A 24591-nucleotide genomic window follows, 5' to 3' on the forward strand; every position below is an offset into this window, starting at 1 on the left:
AAAAGAGCAACAATATGTTGCTCTTTTTTATTAAAACTACTTTTTGATAATTTTATGCTTGAAATGACTTCCGCCTTCCATAACAATATCGAGGAAATATATTCCTGCTGGATAAGAAGTAAGATCAATTCTTGATTCGTTCGTATTACTCAGCTTTCTTCCTTCAGCAGAGAAAACTGTTATTTCTTTTACTTTTTTGTCTGATCTGACGTTCACATAATCAGGAGTAGGATTCGGGAAAATAGAAACGTCTATTGTAGAAACGTCCTTAACGGATAAGCTCAAACTATTCAAGCTCTGCATATAAATGGAAAGAACAACCTGCCCTTGCTGCCCGTTGAAAACAGCTGTTGGCACTTCATATTTTAACGTATGATTTCCTAAAGCCAGTGTAGGCACAGAGAAGCTTCTGATCGGAACCGCATCTCCGGGACACCAGTTATTCCATGATGTCCACCAAGCTTCAGTTTGTGCACTCGATCCATAAATACCGTTTCCTTGGGTGTTATACATCCTGTAAGGTTCACAAGACTTTCCTCCCGGAGTGAAGGTAAGTACCTGGGAATTATCCAAAGAAACAATATTTTGTCTTCTTATATATTCCTCACCTCCAGAATTAGCGCCATGCGGTGTTGCTACAATGAAAAAATTAGCGTTGGTTACTTCGTTTGCAAGATTGAAATTAACTAATCTAACCGTTTGTCCTGAAACATCAGTATTATTATAGTTATTCAGGTTATTTGAATCCAGCAAAGGTACAATGTTGCTATAAGTGGCTGTAATTCCCGGATCATTATAAGTTACAAAATTTAAAGTTCCGGCAAAGACGTCATTTCTCCCAGAACATCCTGCAACCTGAGTGTTTGCAGCATAAGGTACCCCAAATACATCCAGCTCCACCCAAATATCATATATATTTCTCAAAGCAAGGTTACTGAAAACAGAATACAAATTATCTACATCATAGGTATATGGAACTTCCGTCGGAGAAACATTTTTATTCATGAACGGAGTAATAAATCTTCCGATCTCAAACCGTTTTACCTGAGTATCATTAAGTGTATAAGAAGCCAGGCCTTTCGGAACGAGAGCAATATGTACTCCCCCTATTCTGTCATAGTTATCACACAAAGCACCAATAGTAACATTGAGCTTTACCTTGTTTTGAAAAGAATTGAGTTCAGCATCAGTAAGCTTTTTAGCATATCTGTAATTAGCCAGCCTTATTGTATTTGCGGGTACAGGCTGTGAAACCAGACCTGCATAGCCATCATAAAAAACGGCCTGTGAAAAAACATTGATCGTAGTTTGGGCTTGCAGATTCAATAGTGATGTGATCACCATTAAAAAAAATAGTGTTTTTTTCATAAATCTTTTTCTTTTTACTTTTTTAGACGCCACAAGATTACAAATTAAATGCTATAAATCAAAACCAGATGAAGAATAATCATCAAACAAACCCAAATATTGTATTTAAAACAAAAAGAGAAGTTCATTTCTGACCTTCTCTTCTGATATTTATTTATTATTTATTTACTCTTTTAATCTGGCGATAACATCTAGTCCGCCTTTGGTAATATCTCCGATCTTACAAATGATTTCCGTATCCAGTGGTAAAAACACATCCATTCTGGAACCGAACTTGATAAATCCGAATTCATGTCCTGCTTTTGCCTCATCGCCTTCATTACAATAGAAAACAATTCTTCTCGCTACATATCCTGCAATTTGTCTGAAAACTACCTTATGATTCGTCAAGCTTTCAACGGCAACCGTTGTTCTCTCATTTTCTGTAGAAGACTTTTCATGCCAAGCTACCAGATATTTTCCCGGATGATATTTTTTATAGATTACTTTTCCTGAAACAGGGTAACGGCAAATATGTACATTCAGAGGTGACATGAAAATGGAAACCTGAATTGCTTTCCCTTTTAAAAATTCATTTTCTTCCACTTCTTTGATCATTACTACCTTTCCGTCAACAGGAGCAATCACATTTTCACGATGGTCCAGAATTTCACGGTTAGGAACTCTGAAAAACCAAAACACAAGGCTATAGATGACCAATAAAGGCATAATAACCAGCAGCGACCAGATTTTAAGAAAATAAACAGCTAATGCGCCAATAATAATAAAAAGCAGGGTGGCTACAATAATGGTTCCTTTTGATTCTTTATGTAGTTTCATGAGTTTAAATAAATTTTTCTAAAATAAAGTACAAATATACGACAGGAGCACAGATTATGAAACTATCCAGTCTGTCTAAAATCCCTCCATGCCCCGGAATGATGTTTCCGCTGTCTTTCACGCCAAAGGTTCTTTTCAGCTGGCTTTCCACCAAATCTCCTAAAGGCGCAAAAGTGGCCACTAAAAATCCTACGATCATCCAGTTTCCACGAAGATCCGGCTGATATTTCTCTACAAAGTAAGACAGAACTAATGTCAGGATAACCCCTCCTGCATATCCTTCCCAGGTTTTTTTAGGGGATATTTTAGGAGCCATTTTATGCTTCCCGAAAAACTTCCCTGCCAAATAAGCAAAAGTATCACTACTCCAGATGAGGATAAACAGAAATAGTACTTCCAGTGAAAATGTCTGATTATAAGTAGAATATTTTGGTAATCCCAATGCAAAACTAAAGGGTAATGCCACATAAATAACTGTGAAAATCAGTTTTCCACTGTCATAATAGAGCTCGTTCGGATATTTGAATAATGTAACTACCGCAATGGCAATCAAAGCTAGGGCTAATATTTCATTTAATCTGAAGTCAAAGTAAAAATCATGGTAGAAATACCTTTTGGAGAACATATAAAATATGACCACAATAACAGGAAAGACAACCCATTTTTCATACCCTTTTCCAAATTTCATGATTTTCACGCATTCCCATGAACCAACAATCATCAAAACAGTAATCAATAAGTAATACAGATACTGCTGCTGAATAACTTCAGGTGAAATAGAGTTAATGAGCCGGGCTCCAAGCGGAGAAGTACAAAGGATGATAATTGCAATATATACAATTCCGGAAATGGTTCTTTGTATGAGGTTTTTATCCAAAATTAAAATTTTATAAGTTGATGCTTAATCTTCAAGCAGCAATAAAAACAGTTTTGTATTGGAATTGGAAGAACTGTCTAGTTTTGATTGGCTTCCGCTGATGGAAGTAAGGTTCTTAATATTTCCATTCCTTTTGATTTTCCCCATCGCATCATTTAGATTGTTAACGATCTGGGAAACATTGGCCATAATAATAATTTTATCAGGAAGTCTTGACGAATGATAGTGGAGAATATTGTTATGAGAAAGCATAATTCTGCCATCATACGCAATAAGATATTCGCACGTAATAAACGCAGCATCATTAGAATGGGCAAGCTCTGAAGTATAAGGTGTTTTCACCACATTCAAAAAGCTTTGAAGTTCTTTGTCCCAACAAAAAATATTGTGGATACCTTCTATTTTGACAATCTGATTTAAAGTCTGAAGCGCTTCAGCCTCATCTGCACAGTAGTTGAAAAAACCTCCGGAATGCGTAAACAATTGGGCAAACTTATAGTCAAGATCCGCGTTTTTCAACGAATCCCCAAGCTTCTCCAAACTCTGTTTGTCCTCTTCTTCAGGCTGGTTGGTAAGTTTGCTTACAATTTTCTTAAATAAACTCAACTTAAATTATTTTTAGTCAACTTTATACAAAAGTAAAAAATTAATTATATAGATTCTAAAAAAGTGTCCTTAAATATGAAAAAACCTGGTAATTTTGAATTACCAGGTTTATATTTTGATCAGTTTGAGACGTTTTTAAAGCTGAGACGGGCTTTCAGGAGCCTGAATTTCGCTTTCTTCCACCTCTTCTTTCTCTTTTATTGTAGGAATGGTATTCGTTACCGGTTTCTCCGTTAATTCCGGATCCCAGGCTCTTTTTCCGAATACTTCTTCTAAATCTTCACGGAAGATAACTTCTTTTTCTAAAAGCTTATTAGCCAGTGCATCTAATTTATCTTTATTCTCGGTAAGAATCTGTACAGCTCTTTCATATTGATCCTCAATCAATCTCTTGATTTCTGCATCAATTTTGGTTGCTGTCTCTTCAGAATATGGTTTTCCGAAAGAATATTCAGATTGCCCTGAACTGTCATAGTAAGAAATATTACCGATATTCGGGCTTAATCCATAGATCGTTACCATTGCCTGAGCTCTTTTTGTTACACTTTCCAGATCAGAAAGCGCTCCTGTAGAAATATTATTGAATATTACCTGCTCTGCTGCTCTACCTCCCAATGTGGCGCACATTTCGTCCAGCATTTGCTCAGTAGTAGTAAGCTGTCTTTCTTCAGGAAGGTACCATGCTGCCCCTAAAGAACGTCCTCTTGGTACAATTGTTACTTTTAATAGTGGAGATGCGTGTTCTACCAACCATGAGATTGTAGCATGTCCTGCTTCATGATAAGCCACTCTTTTCTTTTCAGAAGGTTTAATGGCTTTATTTTTCTTTTCAAGACCTCCGATGATCCTGTCTACCGCATCAAGGAAATCCTGTTTATTTACAGACTCATGATTATTTCTAGCCGCGATAAGTGCTGCCTCATTACAAACATTGGCAATATCCGCTCCACTGAATCCAGGAGTTTGCTTGGCAAGGAATTCTCTGTCTACATTATCCGCTAATTTGATTTTCTTTAAGTGAACATCAAAAATCTGTCTTCTTTCATGTAATTCCGGAAGATCCACATAAATAGATCTGTCAAAACGCCCCGCTCTCATCAAAGCTTTATCAAGAATATCCGCTCTGTTGGTAGCTGCCATTACAATAACGTTGGTATCTGTTCCGAAACCATCCATTTCCGTAAGAAGCTGGTTCAGGGTATTTTCTCTTTCATCATTTCCGCCAGAGAAGTTGTTTTTCCCTCTTGCACGTCCAATCGCATCAATCTCATCGATGAAAATAATCGCGGGAGATTTCGCTTTTGCCTGCGCAAACAGATCTCTTACTCTGGAAGCTCCTACCCCAACAAACATTTCAACGAAATCTGAACCTGAAAGCGAGAAGAAAGGAACCTTAGCTTCACCTGCAACGGCTTTCGCCAATAATGTTTTACCTGTTCCCGGAGGACCCACCAAAAGAACTCCTTTCGGAATTTTACCTCCCAGTTTGGTATACTTTTCAGAGTTTTTAAGGAAATCCACGACTTCCTGAACTTCTTCTTTTGCCCCTTCTAATCCCGCAACATCCTTAAATGTTACCTGGATTCTTTCTTTTTCATCAAAAAGCTTCGCTTTAGATTTTCCGATAGAGAAAATTTGTCCACCAGGACCTCCACCACCCCCCATTCTTCTGAACAGAAGAAAATAGAATAATCCTAAGATGGCGATCCAGATCAATGCAGAAACTAAAATATCCGTGAACGGACTTTTTCCTGCTCCATAATCCTTAGTGGTTTTTAGATTAGCGTTATCGGCTTTTATTTTATCAAATTTTTGAAGAAAAAGCTGAAGGTCTCCATATTTTACAGTATAATCTGCTTTAGGAGCCATTTCAAAAGCTGAAAACGGATTGGTTTCAGGTGTTTTCTTTACCATTTCCGCTTTAGCAGCTTGTGTAAGGAATACATCAGCCTTTTCGGTGTCTTTATATATTAATACATTCTGAACTTTTCCCGACTGCATGATTTGGAAGAATTCATCTTCATCTATAGATTTTGCATTATCGCCTCCTAAAAAATTGGAACCAAAAAATAACAAAAGTGCTATGATCGCAATAGGAAAAAACCAGTTAAATCCTTTATTGTTCATTGATCCTTTTTAAAATTAAAATTCATTTTCAATTTTGGTGATTACCGCATCACCCCATAGTTCTTCTATATCATAATACTCTCGTATCTGTTTTTGAAATATATGAACTACTACTGAAACGTAATCTACCAAAACCCACATCGCATTTTCGGTGCCCTCCACATGCCATGGTCTTTCCTTAAGCTCGTTTCTTACTTTTTTTTCTACACTTCCTGCAATGGCGGCAACCTGCGTGTTGGAATTTCCGCTACATATCACAAACGTCTCTGCTACAGAGTTTTCTATTTTGGAAAGATCGAAGATCATAATATCTTCTCCTTTTACATCCTGGATAGCGTCAACGATTTTATCTAATAATGCTTGCTTTTCTGCTGTTTTACTCATTAAAAATATACTATAATCTGCAAATTTATTGTTTTTTCTTTACTTTAGCCTTATTTTTAGGCCTTTAATGTCTTAAAGTTTTCTTAAATGGGCGAACTGTTTTACCTAAAAGAATGTTCTTCTACTAATGACGAAATTTCCAGGTTTTTACTTTACGAAGGTTCAGATTTTGTCTGTGTTTACACTTTTAATCAAACCAAAGGAAGAGGACAATATGGAAATAGCTGGGCATCTGCTCCGGAACACAATCTGGCTTACACGTTGGCTGTAAACACTTCAAACTTTACTGTTCCTGATAGTCTATTCAATTATTATACCGCAACCATCATCAGGGATTTTCTTGCCAATTTGACTGAAAGCCCCGTGAAAATCAAGTGGCCGAATGATATCATTCTTAAAAATAAGAAAATAGTTGGAATTCTCATTGAAAAGAAAAAAATTAATGATCAAAATTATTTCATCATTGGTTCCGGAATCAATATTCTTCAGGAAAAATTTGAGGTTTCTAATGCTGGATCATTATTAACGCAGACAGGAAAACGTTTTGATCTTGAGAATTTTGTTTCCGAATATCATGATTTTTTGGTGGAGAAATTGAAAACCATTCCTTCTGAGCAGGAAATCATGGATCGTTTTAATTCGAACCTATTCCGAAAAGATGAGATTTCAGTGTTTGAAAACGAACAAGGCAGACAAAATGGCATTATCCGTTTTGCAGATGAAAAGGGTGAAATCTGGATCGAGATGGAAAAAGACGGTCTGCAATCTTTTTATCACAAAGAAATAAGGCTTCTTTACTGATTAGCTCTTCTCAGATATAGGAATAAAGCTAACGGTAAGAATATTATGTTCGGGAACCACATGGCTAAAGCAGGGCTCATACTTTTATTTTCAGAAACTACTTTTAATGCTTCAAAAGAGAATACGAAAATAAACGCCAAAGAAATCCCTACCGCAAGGTTAATACCCAATCCTCCTCTTCTTTTTTGAGAAGAAAGTGAAAGCGCTAAAAAGGTAAGAATAACAATGGAAACCGGCATAGAAGTCCTTTGATACAGCTCATTTAAATGGGCATTCAGGTTACTGTTTCCTTTTTCCTTTTCTCTTTGGATAAATTTAAGCAGTTCCGGGGTGGTTTTGTTCTGTCCTAAAAGTTCGTTCGGGAAAAGCTCTTCGGGAGCATGTCCATAGCTTTTCCTTAATTCAAAACCATTTCCTAATTTTTCAGAATCATCTTTATTGACCGTTTTTTCAAAATAGCTGTTCAAGACAAATTGCTTCTTGTCTTTATCCCAATAAACGTCATTAGCTTTAAGCTCATACATCAACTTTCTGTTTTTATCAAACCTTTGGAAAATAAAACCAGAACCTCTTCTTTCTCTTTTGTTCCAGGAATTAACGAAGATGTATTCTGTTTTGCTAAGCTGCGCGGAAGCGGGAGCAGTCCCCAAAACTTTTTCTTTATTGGCTGCATTATACGTATAGGCCTCCAATTCATTTTTTTTGATATTCGCCCAAGGCAATACAAAGTGATTGACTACCAATGATATTGAAGCGATGAATAACGACGTAAGCAAATAAGGTTTTGCAAATCGGTGAAAGCTTGCCCCACTACTGATAACCGCAACAATCTCTGTATTATTAGCCATTCTGGAGGTAAAATAAATCACGGAGATAAAAACAAGGATCGACAAGAAAGTCATCACAAGATTTATGATCCAGAAAGGATAAAAATTCATTAAGAAATATCCTAAATCTAATTTAGGGTCCAGTAGTTTTGCATTTTCTATTCGGGGAATCTTCTGCTGAATATCAATGATCAATACCACTATAGACAGCAATATCAACATGAAACTGAACGTTCCAAGATATTTTTTAATGATATATCTGTCTATAATGGTAAACATATTCTTTATTTTAAAGTCTTTGTCTTAAAACCGGTACTACGGATTTTTTCCACTCATAAAAATCCCCTGCCATAATATGTTCTCTGGCTACTTTTACTAAGTCTAAGTAAAACGCAAGATTGTGGATGGAGGCAATCTGCTTTGCTAAATACTCTTTAGACACGAATAAATGACGCAGATATGCTTTGGAATATTCCTGATCTACATAGCTGGTTCCGAATTCATCCAAAGGCGAAAAATCACGTTTCCATTTTTCGTTTTTCAGATTCATCACTCCTTTCCAGGTGAAAAGCATGGCATTTCTCGCATTTCTTGTCGGCATCACACAATCCATCATATCAATTCCTAAGCCAATAGATTCCAGAATATTCCATGGAGTACCCACTCCCATTAAATATCTTGGTTTTTCTTTTGGAAGTATGTCTGTTACTTCATCTGTAATTCTGTACATTTCCTCTTCCGGTTCTCCTACGGAAAGTCCGCCAATTGCATTTCCTTCTGCTCCAGCTTCAGAAATTACCTCCGCAGAGATCTTTCTCAGATCTGAATAGGTAGACCCTTGAACAATCGGGAATAATCTTTGTTTATGACCGTATAATTCTTTATTTTCTTCTGTCCAGTCAATACATCTTTTCAGCCAACGGTGGGTCAGCTCCATTGATGATTTAGCCTGATTGTATTCGCAAGGATAAGGTGTACATTCATCAAATGCCATGAAAATATCTGCTCCGATCTGTCTTTGGATCTCCATAGATTTTTCCGGGGAGATAAAATGATAACTTCCGTCAATATGGGATTTGAACTTCACTCCTTCTTCCGTCATTTTTCTGCTACTGGCTAGTGAAAATACCTGAAATCCTCCTGAATCCGTAAGAATAGGCAGGTCCCAGTTCATGAATTGATGTAAACCTCCTGCTTCCTGCATAATATCCATGGTGGGACGAAGGTACAGGTGGTAAGTATTTCCCAGGATAATCTGAGCTTTGATATCTTCTTTTAATTCTCTCTGATGGACTGTTTTCACACTGGCAACAGTTCCTACCGGCATGAATATAGGCGTCTGGATTGTACCGTGATCTGTGGTAATCTCTCCAGCTCTCGCCTTTCCCTCAGAGGTTTTTTCTATATTAAAAAATTTCTGCATCATACTTTATCTTGCAAAAGAAGGAACATTCTGATTCTTCTTCATTTTTTCGTCAACATATTTTTCAGCTTTCGGATCTTTCTCTAATAATATCTTTTGAGCTTCATCAGCAATTCCTTTCAGCTTATTCTTTACTACGTAATATTTATAACTTTCCACAAAATCGTCCGGTTTTACATGGTGAGACTTCAGAACAAATCTGGTTCCGCTTTCCATGTTTTTTCCCTGATACATATAAGTTGCCTGATCGTTCACTGCCAAATCAGCCAGAATTTCAGCCATCGTATCTTTATCCACAAGATTTTTTGGCTTATCGATATAGTCTATACACGAAAACATGCACAACAAAATGAAAATACTGATTGCTTTTCTCATAATCTGTTGATTAAAGATTTCCATTTCAGATTAAGAACTCCAAAAACGGCTTCATGAATAATCCCTCCATTCATTTTACTTTCTCCTAAAATTCTGTTGGTAAAGATAATAGGTTCTTCAACAATTTTAAATCCTTTTTTAAAGGCTCTGAATTTCATTTCGATCTGAAATCCGTATCCTTTCAACTTTACATTATCCAGCCCGATTTCTTCCAGAACTCTTCTTGAGAAACAGACAAAACCCGCAGTTGTGTCATGAATAGGCAGTCCTAAAATAAATCTTACATATTTGGAAGCAAAATAGGAAAGTAAAACCCTTCCCATGGGCCAGTTTACCACATTCACCCCTTTTGAATATCGAGATCCTATCGCCATATCTGCTTGTAAGCAAGCCTTGAATAGTTTAGGCAGGTCATTCGGATTATGGGAAAAATCGGCATCCATCTCAAAGATGTAATCATAATGGTTCTGAATAGCCCATTTGAATCCATGGATGTAAGCTTTTCCTAAACCATCTTTTGTATGCCTGATGGACAAATGAAGATGATGAGGATATTTTTTCTGTAAGTCTTTTACTATTTCTGCTGTTCCATCGGGTGATGAATCATCCACTACCAGAATATGAAAGTCTTCTTCCAATGCAAAAACCGCGGAAATAATATTTTCAATATTTTCCTTTTCGTTATAAGTTGGAATAATGACGAGTTTTTTCATTTCAGTTTGCAAAGATAGTTTATTTAACCTTTTTATTTTATACAAAATAATCTATAATTTTGCAAAAAATATTCCGTTGCCGCTATCACAAAATTTTATAAATCATGTAAGAATACCTGAGAACAACGATTGGGTAATCTTTATATTGTTGGGCTGTGTGTTTTTATATATTTTCATGATGAATGTCATAGAAAGAGAGGCCAACCTTCGAGATTTTATGCTTCAAAAATATTTTGATGCAAGCAATAATCTTCCGAGCTGGGTAATCACCTCCTGTGTTACTGCTCTCACTCTTGCTGTTCTTCTTTCCCAATACATCCCTATCGTCCCTAAATATATTGCCGATCTGCAAATTGCAGGATATCAGCTGAACAAATTCGGGTATAGTTTAATTGCTATTGTATTTTTTTATGGAGTGAAGTCCACTTTAGGCTTTTTATTCTATCAAAGTATAGGAGATGGAAAAAAATGGACTGTTTTTTACTTTACCGCCACCAAATTTTATTTTATTCTATCGTTTTTATTAATAATTTTATGTGTTACCCACTATTATTTCCCGATAGACAGAAATAAAATATTTTTATATTACTTATTCTTTTTCTGTTTCGTATTCATTTTCAAGGTGTTTTTCTATTTATTTCACAGAAACAACATCTTACCGGAAAAATGGTATTATAAATTTTTGTATATTTGCACCCTCCAAATCGCGCCTTTATTGTTGCTTTGGAAATTATTATTTTTTTAATATAGTCAATGATGAGAATAAAGTCTATATTGGTTTCTCAACCAGCACCAAGTGAGTCTTCCCCATATTTGGATATAGCGAAGAAGGAAAAAATAAAAATTGATTTCCGTCCTTTCATCCATGTTGAAGGGGTTGATAATAAAGAGCTTAGAACTCAGAAGATTGATCTAACGCAGTATACAGGGATTATCTTTACCAGTAAAAATGCGGTGGACCACTACTTCAGACTTGCGGAAGAGTTGCGTTTTGCCGTTCCGGATACGATGAGATACATCTGCCAGTCGGAGGCTATTGCCAACTATCTGCAAAAGCATATTGTTTACAGAAAAAGAAAGATCAGCTTTGGGGAGAAAAATTTCTCTGACCTGTTACCTCTTTTCAAAAAATTCCCGACGGAAAAATATTTACTTCCATCATCGGATGTATTGAGTCCGGATATTCCTAAAACATTAGATGCCGCAAATATCGACTGGACAAGAGCGATCATGTACAGAACAGTTTGCAGCGACCTTACTGATATTAATGTTAAAGATTATGACATGCTGATCTTCTTCAGCCCACAAGGAATCAAATCTTTACAACAGAATTTCCCTAACTTCAATCAGGATGAAACTAAAATCGGTGTTTTCGGAAATACTACATTAGCAGCCGCTGAAGAAGCTGGATTAAGAGTAGATTTGATGGCTCCTACCAAGGAAACCCCGTCTATGACTATGGCACTTGAAAAGTATGTAAAAGCACTTCATAAGTAGTTTTACATCCTAAAAATATAATAACCGTCTTTTCAATGCAGGAAAGATGGTTTTTTTTTAATTACATTTGAACAAGAATTAACATTGAATGAAAGCTCCGCAGGCACAAAAAATAGAGAAAATATTAGAAATACACGGCGATAAAAGGATCGACAATTATTTTTGGCTTAATGAAAGAGAAAATCCGGCAGTCATACAATATCTTGAAGAAGAAAATGCGTATGCCGATTTTGTGATGAAGGATACGGAAAAGCTTCAGGAGGATCTTTTTGAAGAAATGAAAGCCCGCTATAAAAAAGATGACGAATCTCTTCCCTACTTTTTTAATGAGTATTGGTACATTGTTCGTTATGAAGAAGGGAAAGAATATCCTATTTTTTGCCGAAAATATAAAAGTTTAGACAACGAGGAGGAAATTCTTATTGATGTCAACATTTTGGCAGAAGGCGAAAACTATTTTGAAGTGGGAAGCGTAGCCGTTTCTCCCAATAATACATTGGTTTCTTTTTCAACCGACAATGTAAGCCGAAGAATTTACACCATCAATTTTAAGAATTTAGAAACCGGGGAAATCCTTGCTGATACTATTCCCAACACTACGGGAAAAGCAGTTTGGGCAAATGACAATGAACATGTTTTCTATATCCGAAAAGACAAGAATCTTCGAGCATTCCAGGTGTACAGGCATAAAATAGGAACTGATTCTTCCGAAGATGTTCTGATTTTCCATGAAAAGGATGACACATTTGATGTGAATGTCTTCAAAACAAAATCTCTACAATATATTTTCATTGCAAGTTCAAGCACAATTTCAGATGAACATCGTTTTATCCCTTCCGATAATGTTTTCGCGGACTGGACGGTTATTCAGCCCAGAATAGATGACTTGGAATATTCTGTGGAACATTATGAAGATGAGTTTTATATCATTACCAATGCCGACGATGCCATTAATTTTAAGATCGTAAAGACCAAAATCAATAATTGCGGAATGGAAAACTGGACAGATGTGATTCCTCACCGCAAAGAAGTCTTGTTAGAAGGTTTTGAAATATTTAAAGATTACCTGGTTCTTGAAGAAAGAGAAAAAGGATTGTTGCAGATCAAAATTATTAATGAACACACACAAGAGTCTCATTATTTACCTTTTTCAGATCCTACTTATACCGCTTATATTGGCATTAACTTAGAATTTGATACTGAAGTTCTACGTTATGGTTATACTTCATTGACTCAGCCAAGTTCTACGTATGAGTATAATATGAAAGAGAAAACCACTCAACTCTTGAAACAACAGGAAGTGTTAGGTGGAAAGTTTTTCTCTGAAAATTATATTTCCGAAAGAATCTGGGCAGATTCCAGAGATGGAGAAACTAAAATTCCAATTTCTCTTGTTTATCATAAGGATACTAAGAAATCTGCTGATACTCCCTTGCTTTTATATGGTTACGGAAGTTACGGACACACCGTAGACGCGAGTTTCTCCAATGTAAGATTATCGATTTTAGACAGAGGATTTATTTATGCGATTGCTCACATCCGTGGTGGAGAATATCTGGGAAGAGAATGGTATGAAGATGGGAAAATGTTATTTAAAAAGAATACTTTTTTTGATTTCATTGATGCGGGTAAATATTTAATCAAAGAAAATTACACTTCATCCGAACATCTGTACGCGATGGGTGGAAGTGCAGGAGGATTATTGATGGGAGCTATTATTAATTATGAGCCGGCTTTATTCCACGGAATTGTAGCACAAGTGCCTTTTGTAGACGTCGTAACTACCATGCTTGATGAAACTATCCCATTGACTACCGGAGAATATGATGAATGGGGAAATCCTAACAATAAGGAATATTATGATTATATAAAATCCTATTCTCCTTATGACAATGTGGAAGCAAAGAATTACCCTCATATGTTGATTACAACCGGACTACATGATTCTCAGGTTCAGTATTGGGAACCAGCGAAGTGGACCGCTAAACTTAGAGAACTGAAGACGGATTATAACCTGCTCATTTTTAAAACGGATATGAGTGCCGGACACGGAGGAGCAAGCGGAAGATTTGAATCTTTGAAAGAAGATGCGTTAGAATATGCGTTTTTATTAAAACTAGAGAATAAGCGATAATTCATAAATGATTAATGATGGATAGCATAGATTACAATCAACTTTTTGCCTCAAAGACAAAAGAACTGGCTATCAATATCATTTTGGAATTATCTAAACTTCCTTATAATGAAGCTTTTTCAGTGATCAGGAAGCAGGTATTCCGTTCATCAACATCAATGGCGGCTAATTATAGAGCAATGTGTAGAGCAAGATCAAAAGCAGAAAGGTATTCTAAAATATCCATTGTCATAGAAGAGACCGACGAAACATTATTCTGGCTTGAAATGTTGGATGAGTTAGGTTTTGCTCAACAAGAAATTTTAACAGATTTAAAAATTAGAACTGAAGAAATCCTGAAAGTGACTTCTTCCTACAGAAAGATGTTAAAAGCCTAGCTTTTTATCTTTCATCAATTATCATTTATCATTTATTAATAATTATGATCAACGAAGCGGAGTACTGGAAAAAAATAGAACAGTTTTTTGAAGACAATTTCCAAACAGAAAAGAACCCTCCTGTGGAAACTTTATTATTTCTTATAGGGTTACAAGAGCTAGGAAGCGGTCAGCAAAAATATACGAAAGATGACAAGCTAAACCTGATTCACATTGCAGTGTGCAGGTTACTAGAGCCATTCGGGTATTATAAATTTACTCACTATGAAGACGGATGGCCTCAATTTGAAAAGCTGGAAGATTTGCCCGAGTTAAAGCCTAATGAGCAAACTTTACTCATGAAAAAGGCTATCATTCAGTATTTTCAGGATGAAGAACTGATTTAGTTTGAAATATAAATGCGGTATTCATTTTTGACTGCCGCATTTTTTTCAAAAAAATAAAAAACGGGCTAAAGCCCGTTAAGCAAATTTTGATATGTAATTTTCAAGCCCTTATTACCCTTTCAGAATTTCTTCCAATTGGTTTAAGCCCATTTTAAAGCCTTCCTCAAAGCCCATTTCAAGCAATTGTTTCATTGCTTCTAAAGATTCAAAATGGATATTGATCGTTACTTTGGTTCCTTCTTCCACTCCTGTGAAACCCAACAACCATTTGGCCTCCGGAAAACTTTCATTCACATTCCCGTTTTCATCACAGAAAACATCAACGCCATCAAAGCTTCGGTGTTCTATGATCTCTCCATATTTTACTTTCGCATAATGCTTTTCACCTTCCGGACCTACCATTGCATAAAACCACTCACCTCCTTCTTTGAAATCCTGATTCACAGTCTCACATTTCCAAGGCTTCGGAGCCCACCATTGATCCAATAATTCGGATTTGGTAAAATAATCCCACACTTTTGACACTTCTGCGTCATAAATTTTCATGACATACACACTGTTTGAGTCAAAATCTTTGTTAAAAACAATATTAGATTCCATAAATAAATATTTTTATCAAACTTACTTTTTTATTCCCAGGAAGCTCTTTGCATATGACAAGTATTTAAAAACTTATAAATAAATGTTAAAAAACTGCTTTTTAAGAAAAATTATACAATTTTTTGGCTCGTTTTTTGTTTATCAAGTCTTAAAATAATTAATTTTAACATTCACGACCTTTAAATAAACTAAAAATAAGTAATGAATAATAAATTCATCCCAATAATCTCGGTGTTTATGACAATCTCCCTGATTGTTTTTGTCACGCTCCAGTTTTATTGGCTGAAAGGTTATTATGGTGCCCTTGAACAGGATTTTTCGAACAAAGTATATTCTGCTCTTGAAAATACAGTTAAGAATGTTTCCGAAATTGAAGTTGAAAAATATTTGAATGATGATTTTAAAAATTTCAGATCTAATGTTCTTGCCAATAATGACCAGCCTTCTTTAACCACGATTCAACAGGTAGAAGATTCCGGTACACAGAGACAAATCATCTACTCTAAAAATATTATTGAAAAAACGCAGCTTCCTATTTCTCAAAAAGGAGATTCTATAAAGCTTACGACATTATATACAGATGAAGCGGCTTATAAAATAAAAAGAGACACGACCAATCGTGAGCCTCTTACAGCGGAGATCAACCAGGATATAGAAAATGGAGATTATTCCATGAAGGAATTTGCCAAAATCTATGGGAATAATTTACCGATTACGAAAAGAGTCGATACTAAAGTCCTGGACTCAATCCTTACCAAGGAATTGAAAATCAGAGGAATTAACGCTAAATTTGGATTTGGTGTCACCGATAAGAATAATAAAGTAACCAGTGTTGCGAACAAGGTTTATAAAGAGAAAAAAGACAGTGATGCCTATACGTATCCGCTTTTTACAGATAAAAAAGACCGCACTTTATATAGCCTTGCTTTAGTTTTTCCTAAAAAAGAATACTCATTAGCGATGAACAACTGGCCGATGTTATTGGGAACATTCCTTTCTCTTCTGACCATTTTAGGAATTTATATCATTTCCATCAATTATATGATGAAGCAGAAAAAGCTGGCGGAAGTAAAGACGGATTTCATCAACAATATGTCACACGAGTTCAAAACTCCATTAGCAACCATTTCCGTGGCAACAGATTCTTTAGCGAATGACAAAATTGCTACGAATCCTGAAAAAGTAAGATATTATTCAAACCTCATCAAACAGGAAAACCTTAGGATGAAAAAACAGGTGGAGAATGTATTGAATATGTCTAAGCTTGAAAGAAATGAGGTAAAATTATTCTTAAAAGAAACCAATGTAAGGGAACTGATCAAAAAGACTACAGAATCATTCAATCTGATTGTCGATCAGAGAAACGGTTCTCTTACACAGGAATTTACAGCAGATCAATATATCTTCAAAATAGATGAGTTCCACATTTCGAACATGCTGGTGAATTTATTGGACAATGCCAACAAATATTCTCCTGAAGCTCCTGAGATTCATGTTAAAACAAGAAATGAAGGAAGCTGGTATGTGATTGAGATCTCCGATAAAGGAATGGGAATGGAAACCCAGAACAAGACTAAGATTTTTGAGAAATTCTTTAGAGAGGAAACAGGAAACATCCATAATGTGAAGGGACAAGGATTGGGATTATCCTATGTAAAGAAAATAGTAGAACTGCATAAAGGCCAGATTATCGTAGATTCCCATAAAGGAAAGGGAAGCACGTTTATCATCAAACTGCCAATGCATTAAATAGTAAACCTAAATAACAAAGTATAGAAGATAGAGTGAGAACGTTCATTCTTATTATTAATTTTTAATTACTGAAATTATGAGCAACAGAATATTATTAGTAGAAGACGATCAGAGTTTTGGGGCTGTATTGAAAGATTATTTAACGATAAATAATTTTGATGTTACCCTTGCTACAGACGGAGAACAAGGATTGAAAGAATTCACGGAAAATGAATTCGACATCTGTATTTTCGATGTGATGATGCCTAAAAAAGATGGGTTTTCATTAGCGGAAGATGTAAAAAAGATCGATAAAAATACACCGATCATTTTCCTTACGGCAAGAAACATGAGGGAAGATATTTTAAAAGGATATCAGTTGGGTGCAGATGATTATATCACAAAACCATTTGATACTGAACTACTTTTATATAAAATAAAGGCAATCCTTCAGAGAAGCTCTACATTGGAAAATGAAGAGCAGGAGCAGTTTAAGATCAGCAATATCTTCTTTGACTCTATGTTGAGACAACTAAGAGTGGGTGATAAAGAATATAAACTTTCTCCAAAAGAAAATGAATTGCTAAAACTTCTTTGTATCCACAGAAATGATTTTATGCCGAGAGATTTGGCTTTAAGAAAGATCTGGAAAAAGGAAAACTATTTTACGGCAAGAAGTATGGATGTTTACATTGCCAAACTTCGTAAATTACTGAAAGATGACGAAGGATTGGAAATCATCAACGTTCACGGAGAAGGATTCAGGCTTTTAGTTAAAAATTAATCCGTAAAAAAGATTATAAATATCAAATTAGCAAAACAATTAAAAATGTTTTGCTAATTTTGTTTCATACGACTGGATATGAAAAATACATTGTTGGGCTTCATGGCCATTTCCATACTTACCGTTTCCTGCAAAAAAGATGAAAGAGCAACCTATCTGAAAGAAGAAGCAGGGACTCAGCCATCCAATATGGCAGTGAACAATACTCCTCAAGCTTCTCTTTTGAATCAGGCGGGAATTCAGCCTGCCCAAACCGCAGCACCTGTCCAAGCTACCGCTCCGGGAATGAATCCTCCGCACGGACAGCCAGGACACCGTTGTGATATTCCTGTTGGACAGCCATTAAACAGCAAACCGGCTCAAGCTAGCTCAGCTCAAAACATAACAGTAGGAAACAACCAGACCATTCAGATTGATCCTAATGCCATGAAACCCGGTAAGTTTACCGTTGACAACAAAACCGGAAAACCTGTAAAAACGGCTCCGGGAATGAATCCTCCTCATGGAGAACCAGGACATCGATGTGATATTCCTGTAGGACAACCGTTAAATAGCAAACCGGCTCCTGCTCCACAACCGGCTCAGACAATTGCTCAAAATACACCGGCTCCTGTACAACAACCGGCTCCTACAGGAGAAAAACCCAAAGTGAACCCGGCTCACGGAGAACCATGGCATAATTGCGCCGTAAAAGTAGGAGATCCATTGCCATAATTTTCGTAATTTTGTCTCATGAAGTTATTGCAGATTCTGACGGTCATTTTCTGTTTGGGAATTTTTCTGGTTCCTAAGGATAACTTCTATAATTTATCTGCCAAAGAAACCTGCTGTAAAGCAGATTCTAAAACAGGTGACGACTGCTGCAAAAATCACCAGTCCGCTCCTTCTTCCAAACATCATCAGGAAAAAACAAAATCATGTAACGATGACTGCTGTTCTTCCTGCATTGCCTGTTATACTTTCATAGAAACCCCTTTTTCTAAAAGCCTGAATCTGGAATTATCTTATTATAAAGCCAATAAGAACTTACAGTTCCAGTATTCTGATCCCCATATTTCAGACCGTTTAAAAGAAATCTGGCAACCGCCTAAAATAGCTTAATTAAAATACATTTAGGTTCATTATCATTTAATGAACGGTTTTTTAATTAATCTAAATTCTAAACAAAATGAAATTATATATTTCCAAGTTAATTCTTGGTTTATTCTTATTATCAACATCTTTTATTTTTGCTCAAAACCTATCAAAAAGCCAGTTCCAGGTAAGAGGAAACTGCGATATGTGTAAGGAAAGAATAGAAACCACTGCTAAAAAAGCAGGTGCTAAAGAAGCAAGATATTCTATTGATACACAAATATTGACGTTAGAAACAGAGAGCAATATTTCTACTGATGATATCCTTAAAAAAGTTGCGGAGGCGGGGCACGACAATGAAAAATTCAAAGCAGCAGATGAAACATATGAAAGCCTTCCGGGATGTTGCCATTATGAAAGAGATCTGCAGCCTTCTTCTCAAACAGAAGCACAACATCATCAGCATAAAAAAGAAAATGAGTTTTATGTAAAAGGGAATTGTGGTTCCTGTAAAGCAAGAATTGAAAAGGCAGCTAAAGACGCAGGTGCCAGTTCAGCAGAATGGAGTGCAGAAACACAAACAGTTATTTTGCAATTTGATGCTTCCAAAACGTCAGCAGACAAAATTTTAAAAAAGATTGCCGAAGTAGGACATGATAATGAAAAGTACAAAGCTTCTGATGATGTCTATAACGATCTTCCGGGATGTTGTCTTTATGACAGGGAAATTCCAATGGGGGCAACGAATCCAAAAGTCCATTTTGAAGAAGAAACGTCATCTGCACATGAAAATCATAATGTGGCATCAGAAAATAATCATGCTGATCATGAAAATAAAATCGAAGGTGTTACCATATCCGGTTCAAAAGCGCCCACTGCTTTAAGTAAAAAAGAGGCCGGTTTAACTTTCAATATTGATAAAAAGGAACTGTTAAAAGCAGCATGCTGTAATTTATCCGAAAGTTTTGAAACCAATGCTACAGTAGATGTTTCTTTCAGTAATGCAGTTACGGGTACAAAACAATTAAAAATGTTAGGTCTGGATCAAAAATATACAAGCCTGACCAAGGAACTTTTGCCGGAAATCAGAGGTCTTGCGTCCGCTTATGGATTGAATTTCATTCCAGGAAGATGGATTGAAAGCATCCAGCTGACAAAAGGAGGAAGTACTGTAACGAATGGTTATGAAAGTATTACTGGACAAATCAACACGGAACTTTTAAAAAATTCAGAAAAACCAGAGACTTCATTGAATCTTTTTTCAGATTTTAATGGAAGAGCGGAAGCTAATTTTACAAGTGTTGCTCCTATTAATGAGAAATGGTCGCAGACTTTTTTATTGCATGGAAACGGCACTTTCGGAAACACGGATATGAATGACGACGGGTTTCTGGACAGACCTAAAGGAACCCAATTAAACGCAGCTTACTTATTAAATTACAACGATTTAGAAAAGTCCGGTTTAGGTTCGCATTTTGGAATTAATTTTATTAAAGATGAAAGAACGGCAGGACAAACGGGATTCAATAAGCAATTGGACCAGGATGAGCAATCTGCTTATGGTGTGGGAATCAATATTTCAAGATTCCAGGTTTGGAATAAAACAGGATATGTTTTTAAAGGAAAGCCATATCAGAGCCTAGGCTGGATGAATCAATATGTGTATCATCAGCAGGACAGCTTTTTCGGATTGAGAAATTATTCCGGGAAACAGCACACGTATTATTCCAATTTAATTTTTGAAAGTATTCTCGGTAATACCAATCATAAATATAAAGCAGGAGCAAGTTTTCTATATGATGGGTATGATGAGACCTACTTAACGGATAATTATAAAAGAAATGAAATTGTTCCGGGTATTTTTGCAGAATATACTTTAACAGGGTTAAAATATACTTTGGTGGCCGGTGCAAGAGCTGACTTTCATAATCTTGCAGGAACACAATTCACTCCAAGATTAAATTTCAAATATGACTTCACTCCACAAACCATCGTAAGACTTTCTGCAGGAAGAGGGTTCAGAACGGCTTCTGTTTTTGCGGAAAATCAGCAATATTTTGCATCAAACCGTAGTATTCAGATTCTGCAAAACGGAGGGAATATTTATGGATTAAAACCTGAAATTGCATGGAATTATGGAATAAGTTTACAACAGGAGTTCAAACTTTTTGGAAAAAAATCCAGTATTGTGGCTGATTTTTTCAGAACAGATTTCCAAGATCAGGTTTTGGTAGATCTGGACAGATCACCTCAACAATTAACGTTCTATAATCTTGAAGGAAGGTCTTTTGCCAACAGTTTTCAAACACAATGGGATTTCACTCCTTTCAAAAACTTTGATGTAAGGCTGGCCTATAAATATTATGATGTTCAGGCGGACTATCTGGAGGGAAGAAGAGAAATTCCTTTTATGGCAAAGCATAGAGGATTTATGAACCTAGCTTATGCGACCAATAAAAACAGCAAAGGAGGATTCTGGAGCTTCGACACTACCTTAAACTGGGTAGGAAAGCAAAGGCTTCCTGATATGTCCGGGAATCCTGCAGAATTTCAGCTTCCGGCTTATTCGAATTCTTATGCGGTGCTGAATGCCCAGATTTCAAGAAACTTCAATAAAAAATTGAGAGCTTATCTCGGCGGAGAGAATTTAACGTCTTATCAGCAGGAAAACCCTATCATCGATTTTAAAAATCCTTTCGGAAATTATTTTGATGGTGGAATGGTGTATGCCCCGATCATGAAAGCTAACTTTTATGTGGGTCTGGATGTGACGTTTTAAAGACAGAAAACTGGAAGAATTAAGCCGGGAATATTAGCTGCCTAATCTTCCTAACTAAATAAAAAACAGCTTCAATATTGAAGCTGTTTTTTATTTATCTCCCGAAATCATCCTGCACTCTCACAATATCATCTTCATCTGAAGGATTGGATGCATCAGTATGCTGCCAGATTTCAGCAACTACTCCCCATCCGTCTAAACCGATCAAACGGTGTCTCTCTCCTTGCTGAAGCTTTACCTGATCTTTTGGCTGATATTCTTTTAACTCACCTTCTTCATCGGTATTGCTCCTTTTTATTCCCACTGTTCCTTCCACTACCTGCCAGATTTCAGCTCTCCTGTGGTGATATTGCCAGCTTAATCTTGCATTTGGGGCTACCACAAGGATTTTAGGGCTTAGTTTTCCTCCAATTCTCAGATTTTCAACATCAATCCCGTCAAAATACTGATTGGCAAAATCCTGTGCCTGATTTTCATCAATTACGAAAAAACCTCCCCAAGGTCTTGTATCATCTTTGGCAACAAGATTAAACCCTTGTGATGTCAACATTTTTTCTACTTTCTCAAATATTTGCTGTTTCTCTGCACTCATATCCTTTTCTCTTTTAATAGTATTTCTGTTTTATTATTTCTCTTTTGACATAGAATACGGGAAATCTTTTTCCTGTGATCCTCTTTCTTTATTCGGCCGATCATCCATATGGAAGTCTAAAACCGCTCCTTTCATGAGTTCCTTATGGCTTAACCAGTTTTTGGAATAAGGTTGAAGATTTACGCTCAATGATTGTACGTAAAGGTTTTTTGCACTGTTTTCCGGTGCTTTTATGTCAATTGTTTTTCCATTTTCCAAATGAATTATTGCCTGTTTGAATAATGGAGCCCCCAAAACATACTGATCTGTGGCAGGCGTTACCGGATAAAATCCTAAAGCTGAAAATACATACCAGGCAGAAGTCTGCCCGTTATCTTCATCTCCGCAATAGCCATCCGGTGTTGCATAATATAATTTATCCATCACCTGTCTTGCCCAATATTGGGTTTTGTATGGTGCCCCTGCATAATTGTATAAATAGATCATGTGCTGAATCGGTTGGTTTCCATGTGCATACTGCCCCATATTCATAATCTGCATTTCACGGATTTCATGGATTACGCTGCCATAATAGCTGTCATCAAAAATCGGAGGAAGTGAGAAAACCTCATCCAGTTTGGCCTCGAATTTCTTTTTGCCGCCCATTAATTTAGCCAGGCCATCAATATCCTGGAAAACGGACCACGTATAATGCCAACTATTTCCTTCAGTGAAAGCATCTCCCCATTTGAAAGGATTAAACGGAGACTGAAATTTCCCGTCTTTATTTTTACCCCGCATTAAACCTGATTCAGGATCAAACAGGTTTTTATAATTGTAGGCTCTTTTTTTATAGATTTCAATTTCGGATTCCGGTTTTCCCAACGCTTTTCCCAATTGATAAATGGAAAAATCATCGTATGCATATTCTAACGTTCTGGCAGCATTTTCGTTAATTTTCACATCATACGGAACATAGCCTAATGTATTGTAATACTCTACACCTTTACGACCTACCGCACTGATCGGCCCTTCATGATCTGCTCCATGTTTCACTGCCTGCCAAAGGGTTTCTACATCATAACCACGAAGTCCTTTGATGTAGGCGTCTGCCACTACAGAAGCAGAATTGTTTCCGATCATAATGTCGGAATATCCCGGACTGCTCCATTCCGGCAGAAAACCTCCTTCCTTGAAAGCATTAGCCAGTCCTTCCTGCATTTCTACATTGATGCTTGGATAAACCAGATTCAGAAAAGGATATAATGCACGGAAAGTATCCCAAAAACCCGTTCCGGCAAACATTCTTCCGTCTAAAATCTTGCTGTTGTAAGGACTCCAATGCTTTATTTTATTTTGAGCATCAATCTCATATAATTTTTGCGGGAAAAATAATGTTCTGTATAAAGAGGAATAAAAAGTTCTTATCTGCTGATCGGTTCCTCCCTTCACTTCAATTCTTCCTAAAGTTTTGTTCCAGATGTTTTTGGCATCGGTTTTCACCTGCTCAAAATCACGTTTTCCAATCTCTCTGCTCAAATTGAGTTCTGCCTGTTCAAAACTGATGAATGAAGAGGCTACTTTAGCATAAACAGATTCTTTATTTTTTAGTTTAAATCCAACCACCGCTCCTGCGTGATCACTTGTGATCTCTAATTGGTTATTTACAAACTGATCGTCTTTCCATGCCTTCGTTACTTCGAAGCCTTTATCAAATTGAATGACGAAATAGTTTTTAAAGCTCTCATATTTCCCTCTGGAATATTTTGTGGTATAACCTATAATTTTTCTTTCTTTCGGAAGAATTTTAATATATGATCCTCTGTTAAGGGCATCAATAACCACATAAGCACTGTCTGTTTTAGGGAAGTCAAATTTGAAGAAAGCAGCTCTCTCAGTAGGGGCAAACTCCGTAGTTACATTGATATCCGCGAGATAAACACTATAAAAGTAAGGTGTGGCCACTTCTGCCTTATGACTGAACCAGCTTGCCCGGTCATCTTCTTTGAATTTTAATTTTCCCACTCCCGGCATTATGGCAAATGCGCCATAATCATTCATCCAGGGAGACGGCTGATGCGTTTGTTTAAAGCCTCTTATTTTATCTGCATCGTAAGTGTATGCCCATCCGTCACCCATTTTTCCGGTTTGCGGTGTCCAGAGATTCATCCCCCAGGGAAGTCCCACGGCAGGATAGGTGTTTCCGTTAGATAAAGACGGTTTGGACTGGGTCCCCATCAACGGATTTACATAATCAACGGGAGACAGATCCTGGCCGAATGCCAAAATATTCAATACAATAAAGAAGGTGGATAATAGAAACTTCATTATACAATTT

The 24591-nt window shown here is 36.5% G+C and carries 24 protein-coding genes; 11 read left to right on the top strand and 13 right to left on the bottom strand.

All coding sequences use genetic code 11. The features are described 5' to 3' along the window. Positions 1 to 36: 36 nt before the first annotated feature. The 6 genes from EGI05_RS15065 to rsfS form a co-directional block, all read right to left on the bottom strand. Entirely contained in the window at positions 37 to 1368 is a 1332-nt protein-coding gene (locus EGI05_RS15065; protein ID WP_134197463.1) for a peptide-N-glycosidase F-related protein, read from the bottom strand. Between the two features lie 165 nt (positions 1369 to 1533). Then, positions 1534 to 2187, bottom strand: coding sequence for a phosphatidylserine decarboxylase family protein (locus EGI05_RS15070; protein WP_123263858.1), 654 nt, complete (start codon positions 2185 to 2187; stop codon positions 1534 to 1536). Positions 2188 to 2191: 4 nt separating this feature from the next. Next, the gene (locus EGI05_RS15075) at positions 2192 to 3064 is read right to left on the bottom strand and encodes a phosphatidate cytidylyltransferase (RefSeq protein WP_123263859.1); all 873 of its coding nucleotides are present in this window, start codon (positions 3062 to 3064) and stop codon (positions 2192 to 2194) included. A gap of 24 nt (positions 3065 to 3088) precedes the next feature. Continuing rightward, positions 3089 to 3670: an LUD domain-containing protein gene (locus tag EGI05_RS15080; RefSeq protein WP_123263860.1), complete on the bottom strand. Its 582-nt coding sequence runs from the start codon at positions 3668 to 3670 to the stop codon at positions 3089 to 3091. A gap of 135 nt (positions 3671 to 3805) precedes the next feature. Then, positions 3806 to 5797: an ATP-dependent zinc metalloprotease FtsH gene (ftsH, locus tag EGI05_RS15085; protein WP_123263861.1), complete on the bottom strand. Its 1992-nt coding sequence runs from the start codon at positions 5795 to 5797 to the stop codon at positions 3806 to 3808. 15 nt (positions 5798 to 5812) lie between these two features. Then, on the bottom strand, positions 5813 to 6181 hold the full coding sequence (gene rsfS / locus EGI05_RS15090) for a ribosome silencing factor (protein ID WP_123263862.1): 369 nt from the start codon (positions 6179 to 6181) through the stop codon (positions 5813 to 5815). 87 nt (positions 6182 to 6268) lie between these two features. On the opposite strand from rsfS, the gene EGI05_RS15095 reads away from it, so the two are divergent. Beyond that, positions 6269 to 6982: a biotin--[acetyl-CoA-carboxylase] ligase gene (locus tag EGI05_RS15095; RefSeq protein ID WP_123263863.1), complete on the top strand. Its 714-nt coding sequence runs from the start codon at positions 6269 to 6271 to the stop codon at positions 6980 to 6982. Here EGI05_RS15095 and EGI05_RS15100 read toward each other — a convergent pair. The 4 genes from EGI05_RS15100 to EGI05_RS15115 are packed head-to-tail and all read right to left on the bottom strand — an operon-like array spanning position 6976 to position 10320. Next, positions 6976 to 8088 carry an LptF/LptG family permease gene (locus EGI05_RS15100; protein WP_123263864.1) on the bottom strand — a complete coding sequence of 371 codons (1113 nt, stop codon included), beginning with the start codon at positions 8086 to 8088 and terminating at the stop codon, positions 6976 to 6978. The two genes, EGI05_RS15095 and EGI05_RS15100, sit on opposite strands and share 7 nt — an antisense overlap. 10 nt (positions 8089 to 8098) lie before the next feature. Then, on the bottom strand, positions 8099 to 9232 hold the full coding sequence (tgt, locus tag EGI05_RS15105) for a tRNA guanosine(34) transglycosylase Tgt (protein ID WP_123263865.1): 1134 nt from the start codon (positions 9230 to 9232) through the stop codon (positions 8099 to 8101). A 6-nt stretch (positions 9233 to 9238) separates the two neighbouring features. Beyond that, the gene (locus EGI05_RS15110) at positions 9239 to 9607 is read right to left on the bottom strand and encodes a DUF4296 domain-containing protein (protein WP_123264381.1); all 369 of its coding nucleotides are present in this window, start codon (positions 9605 to 9607) and stop codon (positions 9239 to 9241) included. Continuing rightward, a complete protein-coding gene (locus EGI05_RS15115; protein ID WP_123263866.1) occupies positions 9604 to 10320 on the bottom strand; it encodes a polyprenol monophosphomannose synthase in 717 nt (238 codons plus the stop codon). Before EGI05_RS15115 ends, EGI05_RS15110 begins: the two co-directional genes overlap by 4 nt. 175 nt (positions 10321 to 10495) lie before the next feature. On the opposite strand from EGI05_RS15115, the gene EGI05_RS15120 reads away from it, so the two are divergent. From EGI05_RS15120 to EGI05_RS15140, 5 genes are all read left to right on the top strand, one after another. Next, entirely contained in the window at positions 10496 to 11065 is a 570-nt protein-coding gene (locus EGI05_RS15120) for a DUF4271 domain-containing protein (RefSeq protein ID WP_245142994.1), read from the top strand. Positions 11066 to 11076: 11 nt separating this feature from the next. Beyond that, on the top strand, positions 11077 to 11817 hold the full coding sequence (locus EGI05_RS15125) for a uroporphyrinogen-III synthase (RefSeq protein WP_123264382.1): 741 nt from the start codon (positions 11077 to 11079) through the stop codon (positions 11815 to 11817). 88 nt (positions 11818 to 11905) lie between these two features. Continuing rightward, a complete protein-coding gene (locus EGI05_RS15130) occupies positions 11906 to 13951 on the top strand; it encodes a S9 family peptidase (protein ID WP_123263868.1) in 2046 nt (681 codons plus the stop codon). 14 nt (positions 13952 to 13965) lie between these two features. Next, complete coding sequence (locus EGI05_RS15135) at positions 13966 to 14328, top strand: four helix bundle protein (protein WP_228428625.1); 363 nt, start codon at positions 13966 to 13968, stop codon at positions 14326 to 14328. A gap of 44 nt (positions 14329 to 14372) precedes the next feature. Further along, the gene (locus tag EGI05_RS15140; RefSeq protein WP_123263869.1) at positions 14373 to 14714 is read left to right on the top strand and encodes a hypothetical protein; all 342 of its coding nucleotides are present in this window, start codon (positions 14373 to 14375) and stop codon (positions 14712 to 14714) included. A gap of 111 nt (positions 14715 to 14825) precedes the next feature. Here EGI05_RS15140 and EGI05_RS15145 read toward each other — a convergent pair whose 3' ends face one another. Then, positions 14826 to 15314 (bottom strand): SRPBCC family protein, encoded by a 489-nt coding sequence (locus EGI05_RS15145; protein WP_123263870.1) that lies wholly within the window; start codon positions 15312 to 15314, stop codon positions 14826 to 14828. A 201-nt stretch (positions 15315 to 15515) separates the two neighbouring features. Between EGI05_RS15145 and EGI05_RS15150 the strand changes: the two genes are divergently transcribed. From EGI05_RS15150 to EGI05_RS15170, 5 genes are all read left to right on the top strand, one after another. Further along, positions 15516 to 17063 (top strand): sensor histidine kinase, encoded by a 1548-nt coding sequence (locus EGI05_RS15150; protein WP_123263871.1) that lies wholly within the window; start codon positions 15516 to 15518, stop codon positions 17061 to 17063. A 79-nt stretch (positions 17064 to 17142) separates the two neighbouring features. Then, positions 17143 to 17829 carry a response regulator transcription factor gene (locus tag EGI05_RS15155; protein ID WP_121462357.1) on the top strand — a complete coding sequence of 229 codons (687 nt, stop codon included), beginning with the start codon at positions 17143 to 17145 and terminating at the stop codon, positions 17827 to 17829. Positions 17830 to 17907: 78 nt separating this feature from the next. After that, complete coding sequence (locus EGI05_RS15160; protein ID WP_123263872.1) at positions 17908 to 18543, top strand: hypothetical protein; 636 nt, start codon at positions 17908 to 17910, stop codon at positions 18541 to 18543. Positions 18544 to 18561: 18 nt separating this feature from the next. Next, positions 18562 to 18930 (top strand): hypothetical protein, encoded by a 369-nt coding sequence (locus EGI05_RS15165; RefSeq protein ID WP_123263873.1) that lies wholly within the window; start codon positions 18562 to 18564, stop codon positions 18928 to 18930. Positions 18931 to 18997: 67 nt separating this feature from the next. Then, complete coding sequence (locus tag EGI05_RS15170) at positions 18998 to 21682, top strand: TonB-dependent receptor domain-containing protein (protein ID WP_185144977.1); 2685 nt, start codon at positions 18998 to 19000, stop codon at positions 21680 to 21682. A gap of 94 nt (positions 21683 to 21776) precedes the next feature. Here EGI05_RS15170 and EGI05_RS15175 read toward each other — a convergent pair whose 3' ends face one another. Further along, the gene (locus EGI05_RS15175) at positions 21777 to 22274 is read right to left on the bottom strand and encodes a cupin domain-containing protein (protein WP_123263874.1); all 498 of its coding nucleotides are present in this window, start codon (positions 22272 to 22274) and stop codon (positions 21777 to 21779) included. Positions 22275 to 22307: 33 nt separating this feature from the next. Next, the gene (locus EGI05_RS15180; protein WP_123263875.1) at positions 22308 to 24581 is read right to left on the bottom strand and encodes a GH92 family glycosyl hydrolase; all 2274 of its coding nucleotides are present in this window, start codon (positions 24579 to 24581) and stop codon (positions 22308 to 22310) included. Positions 24582 to 24591 lie beyond the last annotated feature (10 nt).

It is taken from the genome of Chryseobacterium daecheongense, from assembly GCF_003729955.1.
GTDB classification, from domain to species: domain Bacteria; phylum Bacteroidota; class Bacteroidia; order Flavobacteriales; family Weeksellaceae; genus Chryseobacterium; species Chryseobacterium daecheongense.

Excerpts from the sequence above, each read along its gene's own strand:
- EGI05_RS15065 (WP_134197463.1), bottom strand. The coding sequence starts at position 1,368 with ATGAAAAAAACACTATTTTTTTTAATGGTGATCACATCACTATTGAAT.
- EGI05_RS15070 (WP_123263858.1), bottom strand. The coding sequence starts at position 2,187 with ATGAAACTACATAAAGAATCAAAAGGAACCATTATTGTAGCCACCCTG.
- ftsH (WP_123263861.1), bottom strand. The coding sequence starts at position 5,797 with ATGAACAATAAAGGATTTAACTGGTTTTTTCCTATTGCGATCATAGCA.
- rsfS (WP_123263862.1), bottom strand. The coding sequence starts at position 6,181 with ATGAGTAAAACAGCAGAAAAGCAAGCATTATTAGATAAAATCGTTGAC.
- EGI05_RS15095 (WP_123263863.1), top strand. The coding sequence starts at position 6,269 with ATGGGCGAACTGTTTTACCTAAAAGAATGTTCTTCTACTAATGACGAA.
- EGI05_RS15100 (WP_123263864.1), bottom strand. The coding sequence starts at position 8,088 with ATGTTTACCATTATAGACAGATATATCATTAAAAAATATCTTGGAACG.
- tgt (WP_123263865.1), bottom strand. The coding sequence starts at position 9,232 with ATGCAGAAATTTTTTAATATAGAAAAAACCTCTGAGGGAAAGGCGAGA.
- EGI05_RS15110 (WP_123264381.1), bottom strand. The coding sequence starts at position 9,607 with ATGAGAAAAGCAATCAGTATTTTCATTTTGTTGTGCATGTTTTCGTGT.
- EGI05_RS15115 (WP_123263866.1), bottom strand. The coding sequence starts at position 10,320 with ATGAAAAAACTCGTCATTATTCCAACTTATAACGAAAAGGAAAATATT.
- EGI05_RS15120 (WP_245142994.1), top strand. The coding sequence starts at position 10,496 with ATGATGAATGTCATAGAAAGAGAGGCCAACCTTCGAGATTTTATGCTT.
- EGI05_RS15125 (WP_123264382.1), top strand. The coding sequence starts at position 11,077 with ATGAGAATAAAGTCTATATTGGTTTCTCAACCAGCACCAAGTGAGTCT.
- EGI05_RS15130 (WP_123263868.1), top strand. The coding sequence starts at position 11,906 with ATGAAAGCTCCGCAGGCACAAAAAATAGAGAAAATATTAGAAATACAC.
- EGI05_RS15135 (WP_228428625.1), top strand. The coding sequence starts at position 13,966 with ATGATGGATAGCATAGATTACAATCAACTTTTTGCCTCAAAGACAAAA.
- EGI05_RS15140 (WP_123263869.1), top strand. The coding sequence starts at position 14,373 with ATGATCAACGAAGCGGAGTACTGGAAAAAAATAGAACAGTTTTTTGAA.
- EGI05_RS15145 (WP_123263870.1), bottom strand. The coding sequence starts at position 15,314 with ATGGAATCTAATATTGTTTTTAACAAAGATTTTGACTCAAACAGTGTG.
- EGI05_RS15150 (WP_123263871.1), top strand. The coding sequence starts at position 15,516 with ATGAATAATAAATTCATCCCAATAATCTCGGTGTTTATGACAATCTCC.
- EGI05_RS15155 (WP_121462357.1), top strand. The coding sequence starts at position 17,143 with ATGAGCAACAGAATATTATTAGTAGAAGACGATCAGAGTTTTGGGGCT.
- EGI05_RS15160 (WP_123263872.1), top strand. The coding sequence starts at position 17,908 with ATGAAAAATACATTGTTGGGCTTCATGGCCATTTCCATACTTACCGTT.
- EGI05_RS15165 (WP_123263873.1), top strand. The coding sequence starts at position 18,562 with ATGAAGTTATTGCAGATTCTGACGGTCATTTTCTGTTTGGGAATTTTT.
- EGI05_RS15170 (WP_185144977.1), top strand. The coding sequence starts at position 18,998 with ATGAAATTATATATTTCCAAGTTAATTCTTGGTTTATTCTTATTATCA.
- EGI05_RS15175 (WP_123263874.1), bottom strand. The coding sequence starts at position 22,274 with ATGAGTGCAGAGAAACAGCAAATATTTGAGAAAGTAGAAAAAATGTTG.
- EGI05_RS15180 (WP_123263875.1), bottom strand. The coding sequence starts at position 24,581 with ATGAAGTTTCTATTATCCACCTTCTTTATTGTATTGAATATTTTGGCA.